General features: G+C 62.4%; 8 protein-coding genes. 4 read left to right on the forward strand and 4 right to left on the reverse strand.

Annotated elements, in window-relative coordinates:
• Positions 1-1,331: DUF4214 domain-containing protein (locus tag SGJ19_11415; protein MDZ4780852.1), on the forward strand; the 1,331-nt coding region annotated here is incomplete at its 5' end.
• 227 nt (positions 1,332-1,558) lie between these two features.
• On the opposite strand, the gene SGJ19_11420 is transcribed toward SGJ19_11415, so the two are convergent.
• Both SGJ19_11420 and SGJ19_11425 read right to left on the reverse strand, forming a co-directional pair.
• Positions 1,559-2,722: a hypothetical protein gene (locus tag SGJ19_11420; protein MDZ4780853.1), complete on the reverse strand. Its 1,164-nt coding sequence runs from the start codon at positions 2,720-2,722 to the stop codon at positions 1,559-1,561.
• 149 nt (positions 2,723-2,871) lie between these two features.
• Positions 2,872-4,032, reverse strand: a complete 1,161-nt coding sequence (locus SGJ19_11425) for a hypothetical protein (protein ID MDZ4780854.1) — start codon at positions 4,030-4,032, stop codon at positions 2,872-2,874.
• Between the two features lie 189 nt (positions 4,033-4,221).
• Here SGJ19_11425 and SGJ19_11430 point away from each other — a divergent pair, with 189 nt between their 5' ends.
• A complete protein-coding gene (locus tag SGJ19_11430) occupies positions 4,222-5,802 on the forward strand; it encodes an ABC transporter substrate-binding protein/permease (GenBank protein ID MDZ4780855.1) in 1,581 nt (526 codons plus the stop codon).
• Between the two features lie 188 nt (positions 5,803-5,990).
• Here SGJ19_11430 and SGJ19_11435 read toward each other — a convergent pair whose 3' ends face one another.
• Complete coding sequence (locus SGJ19_11435; GenBank protein MDZ4780856.1) at positions 5,991-7,163, reverse strand: DUF1570 domain-containing protein; 1,173 nt, start codon at positions 7,161-7,163, stop codon at positions 5,991-5,993.
• A 116-nt stretch (positions 7,164-7,279) separates the two neighbouring features.
• Between SGJ19_11435 and SGJ19_11440 the strand changes: the two genes are divergently transcribed.
• The gene (locus tag SGJ19_11440; GenBank protein ID MDZ4780857.1) at positions 7,280-7,639 is read left to right on the forward strand and encodes a hypothetical protein; all 360 of its coding nucleotides are present in this window, start codon (positions 7,280-7,282) and stop codon (positions 7,637-7,639) included.
• Here SGJ19_11440 and SGJ19_11445 read toward each other — a convergent pair whose 3' ends face one another.
• The gene (locus tag SGJ19_11445; GenBank protein MDZ4780858.1) at positions 7,640-8,650 is read right to left on the reverse strand and encodes an MBL fold metallo-hydrolase; all 1,011 of its coding nucleotides are present in this window, start codon (positions 8,648-8,650) and stop codon (positions 7,640-7,642) included.
• Between the two features lie 238 nt (positions 8,651-8,888).
• Here SGJ19_11445 and SGJ19_11450 point away from each other — a divergent pair, with 238 nt between their 5' ends.
• Positions 8,889-9,578: a metallophosphoesterase family protein gene (locus SGJ19_11450; GenBank protein MDZ4780859.1), complete on the forward strand. Its 690-nt coding sequence runs from the start codon at positions 8,889-8,891 to the stop codon at positions 9,576-9,578.
• Positions 9,579-9,820 lie beyond the last annotated feature (242 nt).

A 9,820-nucleotide genomic window follows, 5' to 3' on the forward strand; every position in this document is an offset into this window, starting at 1 on the left:
GCGACGTCGATGGCGACGGACGCAACGACATTATCACGTCCGTCGGGCGCGGTCCCTCGGAAGTCCGCGTCTATCGTAATAACATCATCGCCAACGCCGCCGCTCCGTTTGCCGGCGCGCCGTTTCGCAAATTCAGTCCGTTCGGAGATCAATTCATTGGTGGTTCGAGCGTCGCCGCGGCTGATTTCACTGGCGACGGCAAGGCGGACATCGTCGTCGGCTCCAGTACCGGCATGCGGGCCACGGTGCGCGTATACGACGTGACCGCGAACTTACCGAGCTACACTGCGGTGCAGCAAGTCTTGCCGTTCGACGCGGCCTTCCGCGGCGGCGTGTTCGTTTCCGCGGGACGGATCAACGACGACGGAACGCCTGATATCATTGCCGCGCAGGGGCCGAGCGGCGACGCACGGGTGGAGTTGTTCGACGGCCGCACCGGCGCTTTGCTCGCCAACTTCGACGGCTACACCGACGCCAGCAGCAGTTCGCCGATTCGCGGCGTCGGCGCCGATCTCGACGGTGATGGTTTGATCGAGCGGATCATCACCAGTCAAGGTCCCGACGGTCGCAACAATTTGATTCGCCGCTTCACCACGAACGGTACGCTGGTCGATCAGATCGTGGAGGACGAATCGCAATTCCTGAACGGCTTTCACCTGGCCTCGTTCTTCGCCAACGAAGATGTCCTCGGCGCAGGCGGGCTGGCGATTCCGGACACATCCGACATTGTCTCGAAACTCTATCAACAAGTTCTCGGCCGCGCGCCGGAACCGGCCGGGCTCGACTACTGGGTCGCGCGGATCAATGCCGGGGAATCGTACGGCACGGTCGCGTCCGGTATCTTCGAAAGCGCCGAACGGCTTGATCCGATCATTCGCCAGTACTACCGCGACTACCTGCTACGCGAAGCGGAGCAAGCGGGCGTGAACTACTACCGCGCCGTCTGGCAAGCCGACGGCGGGCCCGACAATGTCGTGGCGAACATCATCGCCTCGGCGGAGTTCTTCGCCTCGGCGGGCGGCACGAACACGCTTTGGGTCACGGAACTTTACCGCCGGTTGCTGGGACGCGAGCCGGACGCCGCAGGTTTGGACTACTGGACCACGCGCTTGTCGAGTGGCCAGCTTTCACGGCAACAAGTTGTGTTCGGCTTTACGCGCAGCGACGAAAATTTCCGGAACCTGATCACTGGTTGGTATCAGCAATACCTAGGCCGCACGCCCACCGCCGAGGAACTGAATACTCGCGTCGATCGGATGCGAAATGGCGCGACGCAGCGGACGATTCAGATCGAGCTGATCGACTCGCCGGAGTACCGGCTGACGCCGTAGGATGGTTGCACCACGGAGTCACGGAGGCACCTGCCACTACGGAGTGCGGTGACTTCCGGAACGGGAGACCTGCGGTCGGCCAGGTGGCACGGTCGGGAGACCGTGCCACAACAGTGAGAAGAGGAGAGGATTGAAACCACGAAAAGCGCGAAAGGCACGAAAAGTTTCGGGCAAGGAGTTTGCGCGGTCTCAAAGGTTCCACTGAAAACTGAACACTTCAAACTCTCTCACTCATCTTCATCATCCTGATCGACGCGCTGCATTCTGCGCATCGCTTTTCGTTCCGCCTTGGACATTTTGCGGTTGCCGGGGTCGGATTGCGGCGGGTCGACGCGGAGTTGTTGGCCGCTGTGGCGTGCGGCGAGGGAAGCTGCTAGCGAGTTCGTCGGGGCGGTGGTTTTCTCCACGATCGCGGCGGTCCTTTGCGTGACCATCGTCGGTGTTGGCGTCGAAGGCACGTCGCTGCGTCGCCGTGCGGCGGCGGATTTCTTGTCGGCTTCCTCGTCGGCGACGGGCTTGGCTTCTTTCTTGGCTTTCGGTTGACGCACTTTCTTTGGCCGCGCGATCACTTTGCCGTCGGCGTCGAGGCAAACGTAACGCAGATGAATCGCCATCGCGAGCGTCAGGAACAAGTTGCCGACCATTTCGGCGCCTTCCTCAAGCATCACGCCGCGAGCGCCCGAATCCGGCAATACCCAGCCAAGCTGCGCCGCCACGGCCACGCCGTAGGCGATCGCGGTCGCAAAGAACGCCGCGATCGAGCTGCGGCAGCCGCGCATATCGAGCAGCAAGCGCATGCCAACCGTGCCGAGAATCAGCAGGTAAGCGCCTGCCCACCACAGCGAACCGTCGCCGGCGATGCGCGTGCCTGTCCAGTGCGACATCATTTCTTTGAAGGCTTCGTGCAGGCTGCCGCACTCGTCGATGCTCATCACCAGCCAGCAGAGTGCGGCCCATACCCAAATGCGGTAGCCGCCGTGGTAGTCGTCGGCCTTATGTCGCCGGATCGAGTACACGAGCAATGAGACCAGCGACGCGGCGGCCAGCGTCATCGACGAAAACCAAACCGCGAGGCTGCCTTCGCCGTCCAAGTCGAACGCTTCAATCCGGCCGTCCGTGGTTTGCGCGGAGAGCGCGGGCATCCAATAGTAGAGCGCTTCCAATCCGGCGACGATCAGCAGCCCGGCCAGGAAGGAAACGGCCAGCACCCAGGGGCGTTGCGGGCAGAGATCGGTGATCCGCGCGCGATTCCCATGCAACGCACCGGAAGAGTACGCCACGGTGGGAGCGTCCCCTTTTCCCAGGCTGCGCAATTCCTCGGTCGCGGCGTCAGCGGCCGTCTCGTCCGTCAGTAGTCGGCGGCGGCGCTCATCGCGATTGGCAAACAGCATAAGTTAGCCTTCCCTGGCAAGCTGGAGCGGCGAATCATACTCCTGCGCGAAGAAACGCGCAAGAGAGGTTTGCCGCCCGGCGTCCCAGCCAGGCGCGCACAACCGCCTTAAGTGATACCATCGGCAAGCCGTTGGATGGAACTTCGGCGTTAGACTTCAACCGCTGGTCGGCGTCCGCCCGTCCGAGGGCCTGGCGGCGGTCCCCCCTCGCCACGTCGCCCGCTCGGTCCCGGCGCATGAAACATTTCCCGCAGTTCTTCGCGATCCACGTTGCCGTCGTGATTGCGGTCGAGTTGATTAAAGAATTCTTCGACCGGCGCCGGCAAGTCTCCCCCAGGGCGTGGGCCGCCGCCAGGGAACCCAAACGGAGGTCCACCGCCGGGTCGACCAAAACCGCCGCCGCCGAATCCACCACGAGGCCCCATGCCTCCACGGGGTCCTGGCCCATCCGGCCCGCCTGGACCGCGGAACTCGCCGCGTTCGCCTTGCTCACCGCGTCCGGCGTCCGGCGGCCCACCTGGTCCGCGACGCTCCCGATCCCCGTCGCGTCGCTCGCGTTCGCCGCGGTCACCTTCACCGTCGGGACGATCGCCCTCACGGCGATCCGCAACCGGCCGGACTGGCCGTCCCGGTGCGCCAAATTCATTTGGCGTCAGTTCGCCGTCGCCATTGCGATCCAATTGTCGTAAGGAACGCTGCGCGGTGTCTAATTCGCGCTCGGAAATCTTGCCGTCGTGATCGTTGTCGAGAACGCCAAACAGCCCCGCCATGGGGCGCATTGGGCGACCGCCTGGGCCATCATCGCCGCGCGGCCCTGGCCCGCGAAATCGCTCGGTCCCCTGACGGAGCCGATCCTGAAACGTCTCTTGAAGCTTGCTCATGCCGGCATCGAATTCCTCGCGGGTCAACTTGCGGTCGTCGTTCGCGTCGGCTTCGGCCACGAGGCGGCGATACATTTGGCGGCGCTCGGCGGGAATCTCCGCAGGCTCTAGCTCTCCATCCTGACTGACGTCCAGGCGGCGGAAAATCGTGTCGAGCACAGGGCGCGAACGATCTCGATCACCACGTTGATCCCCGTCGCGGCGCTGATCTCTGTCACCACGTTGCCCCCTATCGTCGCCCTGATCTCGATCGCCGCGCGAGTTTCGCCGATCGTCGCGCTCGTGCGCCTCATGATCGGCCTGCGGCGCATCGACCGCCCTTTCGGGCGCCGGCGGTGCAGCGGGCGGCGCTGGCGGGTCCTGCCCAAAGGCCTGGAACGGGGTTAAACAAAGTACGATGAACACTCCGCGCGCAAGGCGAACTCTCATGACGGTTTCCTACACATGACTTGTGGGCGAATCGAAGACGCCGCCAGGTGCGTCTCTAGGATTAAACCCGGCGCTGGCGGTCCGGTTTCGTTCGGCGTTTCGTGGCGGACTTTTCAGCTGTGCCCGCAGCCGGTCTAATGTCGCGGCAGTTTACTCGCCTTCGCCTGCCTGAAAGGAACCCATTCGACGATGCGGCGCACTGGACTGCTGACGATCGTATTCGTTGCGCTGAGTACAAGCATTCTGCCTGCACAGGAGCCTGACTTAGACGCGCTCCGCGCGCGATTGTCCGACGGCGTCCTCCGCTGGGGCGGCGATGCCGAAGGGGGCGCCCCGTATCAACTCCGCGATCCCGAAGATCCGGCACGCGTCATCGGCTTCGAAGTGGAACTCGCCGACCTGTTGGCCGAGCAACTGACGAAGCGCCTAGGCAAACCGATCCGCGCCGAATTCGTGCAATATGAATGGGTCAGCCTGCAACTCGGTTTGGAAAAGAACGACTTCGATCTGCTGATCTCCGGCTACGAAGTCTCGGCGGAACGACGCAATAGCGTCCGCTTCTCGCGCCCCTATTTCATCTTTGCGCAGCAACTCACAGTGCGCAAGGATGAAGAGGCGATTCGCACGCTGGATGATTGTCTCCGTCGCCCCGTCGGCACGTTGAGCGGAAGCGCGGCGGCGGAGTTGTTGGAAACGGCTGGCGCTCGTGACGTCACCGGCTACGACGACAACGTGGGCCCCTATCTCGATCTCGATCTCGGTCGCGTCGACGCCGTGTTGCTCGACGCGCCGATCGCCGTTTACTACGCCAGCACCAATCCGAGGCTCAAGTTAGTCGAACCGACGTTCGCGCCTGGCGAATATGCGATCGGGATGCGTCCGTCCGACGAAACGCTCGCGAAGGGTGTCGATCAGGCGCTCGGCGAGCTACTGCAAAACGGCCGTTGGCAGCAATCGCTGCGCAAGTGGCGGCTATGGAACAATCAGCAATCGGCGCTCGCGCGGGGCGATCGCGCGGAAGCAGAACAGACGGGCCTCGGATTTGCGCCGGACGGAACTCCGGACGCCGCGTTGCAAGTGCTGCCAAAGGAATTTGTCAATATCGACCTGGTCACTTCCGCGGCCGATTCCTGGACGTTCTCCAAGTATGCGCCGCTGTTGGTCAGCGCCGCCGGCATGACGATCTTGCTCACCGTGATGAGCATGACCGTGGCGATGCTCATTGGTCTGTTGGTTTGCGTAATGCGCCTTTACGGCCCCTGGCCGGCGCGCGCCGCCGCGCTGGGGTATGTGGAATTTTTCCGCGGCGTGCCGCTGCTTCTGGTGCTGTACTTTCTGTACTACGGTATCTCGGGCGAAGACTTTCAGTTGCCGGCGATTGCGGCGGCCGTGATCGGCTTTGGCCTGAACTATGCGGCCTACGAAGCGGAAATCTATCGCAGCGCCATCAGCGCCGTGCCGCGCGGGCAATGGGAAGCCGCGCGAGCGCTCGGCATGCCGGAAACGCTAACGTTTCGCCGCATCATTTTTCCCCAGGCGATCCGAACGGCGCTCGGGCCGATGACGAACGATCTCGTCGCGCTCTTTAAGGACACCAGCCTGGTGAGCGTGATCGCCGTCCGCGAGCTGACGAAAGAATACTTGATCCTCTCGCGCTCCAGCCTGAAGTTCGTGGAACTGGGCTTGCTGACCGCGGCCCTCTACCTGGCTATGAGCATTCCGCTTGGTTACCTCTCGCGCTGGCTGGAAGCACGCTGGGGCGAGAAGTAGCACGAACACCAGCCCGTTGCGCTAGCGAGGGAGAGAGGATGTCGCCAGCACGTGCAAGACGAAACTCTCGACCGCACTTTGGCAAACATCCGTGCGCGTCGTCGTTGAGAGTTTGATCAGCAACAGTATACGGCGTCCTCACTCCCTTGCTGGCGCTACGGGCTAGTGTCGACGATTCCATTCGCGATTTACTCGAGGCGCTCCATATAGCGCAAGAACTGCTGATCGAATTCCTGCAAGTCCGGGCCGAATGCCTGTTTAAATTCGAGCAGCCGTTCTTCGTCGGAATCTTTCACCAACGGGCGCTTCTTGGATAGCCCCGCGAGATACGCGTGGTACTTCTTCGCGTGCTTCTGGAACAAATAGTAGTTGAGCGCCCAGCCTTCGCTATAAGCGTCCGCGGCCTGCTGAGGATTGCGAAAGCGGCCGTGGTCTGCAAGTACGCCTTCGACGAGCAGGCTTTCCAGCGAGCGTGATCCGCGCCGCGAAAGATAATCTCGAAAGCCATCGAGTCGAAAGTGATTCACGGCGCCAATCGTGCGCCAACCTTTGCCACGGCCCAGGTCCGGCGATTCGAAGTAACTGGCGAGGCCTTCATTGACCCACATTGGCACGTCGCTCAGGCGGGTGTGAAAGCCGCAGTTGTAGGCGATCTGATGCGTCGCTTCGTGGATGATCGTCGCTACGGTCCGCTCCGCCTCGGGACGGCTAAGTAGTTGGTTGATCTGCGCGGCGTTGGAACGGCGATCTCCCGGCTGCCGTAAGCTGGCCGACCCGGAGAGGTCGTACATCGTCATGCGGTTGGTTTGCAAATTGTAGTAGCCGATGATCGACTTCGCGGCCTCGCCGACTTCTTTCTCGGCATGGGCGACGTACTGCGCCTGATCGGCGAACACGATCGCGACGAGCGGGAACTCCGGTTCGTGGAGATTGAAGTCGTTGCGCTTCCAATAGTTGTTGAAGGCCAGATACAAACGCTCGAACAACGCGCCGCACCACTGCGCGTACGCCTTGGAAGTGTTGTGGCAGATCAAGTAGTGCGCCGTGGCATGGACTTCGAAGCCCTCGGGCAATTCCGCCAGCAGTTCCTTGCCGATCCGCTCGCGGTCATAGGGCGCGAAGTCTTCCGCGTCCGAGGTGTGCGAGACTTGCTCCGCCGGCTCGATATTCCAGAGTACGCCGTCTTGGGCCAGCAGCAGCAGCCCGCCGTCGGCCGCTTTGATCTCCAAGCGACCAATCAGGTCGATTTCCTTCCCATCGCGCAGTAGCTTCACCCGTTCGGCAGCGATAGCCTGGCTCGTGGCCAACGCGACTAGCAGCAACAGGCCTGCCTTCAGCCCACTATGGAAGTTGTCAGTCATACGTTTCGCCATGATTTCACCGTACCATACGCCTCGCCCCGCAGACAAGGTTCAGCGGCCCGGCGCGCCGTTTGCGTTTCCGGAGGATGAACCACGCACACTTTCTGGAGTACCCCATGCAACCTTTGCCGTCGGAACCGGACTACGCCGCGAATCCGGCTACCCCGTCGCCCGCCCAGACGGAGGATGATGCGCGCCCGTCGCTTTCGCGCGACGATCTGCAATGCGTACGGCGAATTCATGGCGAAATCCGCGGTGCTTTACCGAAGTTGCCGAGCTCCATCGTTGCAGAACTGACCAATCTCCTCTCGACCATGGAAGGGCATCTCGCGGCCGAACCGCCAAATCCCGTTTCCACCGGCGAGGCGTTGGCGTTGATTCGCGATCAACTCGAAAGCGTTTCAGAGGATCCTCTCGCCGCGCAATTGGCGGAGCAAACTAAGCCCGTGCTCAAGGTGCTCGGCGAAACGGTCTAATTACACGTCCACCGTCAGACCTTGATAGGCGAGCCCCACGCGCAGCGAACCGCCTGCGGTCGGAAGGCGACTCGCGTAAGCGTCCAGGTCGCGCAGCATGGCGTCGCTGCGGCGCGGTTCGTGATGTCCGAGATCGAGCCGCTTCACGCCGGCGGCGATGGCCGTCGGCAGGCACGCTTCGATGGGCGTATGGCCCCAGCCAATCCGTGCTTGCGGCGCGTCGTCGCCGATTCCCGTTTCGCCAGTGTATTCGCGCTGCAAGTATTGGGCGTCCATGTAGAGCAGATCGGCGCCTAGCGCGAACTTGGCGAGCGTCAAATCCGGCGTCTCCGGCTGCTCGTGATCGGTGGCAATGACAATCGATTTTCCCGCGCGCTCGAAGCGATAGGCCAGGCTCCCGCCCGGATGAGTCAGCGCGAACGTCGTCACTGTGACATCGCCGCAACGCAATGATTCCCCGGCTTCGATCGCGGCGCAGCCCATCAGCCCCGGCATCTGGTCGACCGTTTGAGGGAGAAACGTTCCGGATAAGTCCGAGCTGGGATGGCCAATCCGCTCCATCGCGGCCAGCACGCGTTGCGCGCCGCGCACGAGGAACCGCGCGGTCGGGTCATAGAACGGCTCGAAGAACGGCAGCGCGCAGAGATGATCGAAATGCGCATGCGTGAGGAATACGTTTCCTCGCAGCCCGGTTGTGCTCGCGAGTTGCTGGCTCAACAAGCGGAGGCCCGTACCGGCGTCGACGATGAAAAGTTGGTCGCCCGCCGTGATCTGAATACAAGTGGTGTCGCCGCCGAAAAAGCAGGGGGACTGGCCTTCCCGCGCTGCGAACAAGCGTTCAAGCTCCGCCGGATCGCCCAACGCTGCGCTGATCGCGGCTTTGCCGTGATGTTCGATCGCGGAGCCCAACAAGCGCGCGAGTGAAGACGCCAGTTCTCCCGCCGGCTGCGGGCGCGGGTAGGAACCGGTCACTCCCCAATACGTTACGCGAAATGCCGCCGCCGGGTCCATCGTCGCAATGCTTTCCGGGGAAATTCCTGCGTCACGAAACGTCGCCTCCCGCGGCGGTCATGATAGTATAACTTTAGCGGGGGACGCCAGCGCGGAACGGCCGCGTTTCCGAGGTAAAGGTCGCTGGGGCGGAAGCATCAGAAACTTGCTGTAGCGGTAGCAAAAGCGGATCGGACATCCAGTTTTGGCAAAAAAGTCGTCACGTTCGGCAGGACTGTCAACCAGCAAAACGCCGGCGATGTCGTCCGGTGGGCGGACGCTGGCCGTCGGCGATATCCACGGCTGCCGCATGGCTTTCGAGACGCTGCTGGCGATGATTCAGCCGCGCCCAGCCGATACGATCGTCACGCTCGGAGACTACGTCGATCGCGGCCCCGAATCCCGCGGCGTCGTCGACATGCTTTTGTCGCTGGAAAGCGAGTGCCACCTGGTTCCGCTGTTGGGGAACCACGAGCAGATGATGCTCGAAGCCGCCGACCAGCCGGAAACCATGTCGGGCTGGTTGATGTTCGGCGGCCTGGAGACCTTGGCCTCTTACGGCCTCGCTCGCGACGCGTACGAGCACGACTCCATCCCCGCCGCCCACCGCGAGTTTTTCACCGCACGCTGCCGCGAATGGTACGAGACGGACACCCATCTCTTCGTCCACGCCGGCGTGGAACCGCAGTTGCCGCTCGCTGAGCAACAAATGGAAGTCCTCCGCTGGGACAAACTCCGCGACCGCGGCCCACACCAATCCGGCAAGACCGTCATCTGCGGCCATACGCGGCAGATCAACGGTCTGCCGCTCGACTTGGGCCACACCATCTGCATCGACACCTGGGTCTACGGGGAAGGCTGGCTGACCTGCCTGGACGTCGCCACCAGAAAATACTGGCAAGCCAATCAGCGCGGCGAGTCGCGGGAAGGAGAGTTGGACGAAGTTTGAAGTTTTCAGTGTTCAGTGTTTGGGGACCAGCGAGACTGTCGTTCTCGAATGCTGAAAACAGAACATTGAAAACTTCAAACTCCCTCCGTGGTGAATCCTCCGGCCTTTCTCGCTATACTGTGCCGATTCGATCCAGCCAACGAACCGGAGGCGGCGCGGCGTGCAGCTTGGTCAGACGCTTATCGACGATACGTTCGCAGAGGCCTTTCGCCTGCGCTATGTGCGTTTGATCGTCACGGCGC

Source organism: Planctomycetia bacterium, from assembly GCA_034440135.1.
GTDB lineage: Bacteria > Planctomycetota > Planctomycetia > Pirellulales > JALHLM01 > JALHLM01.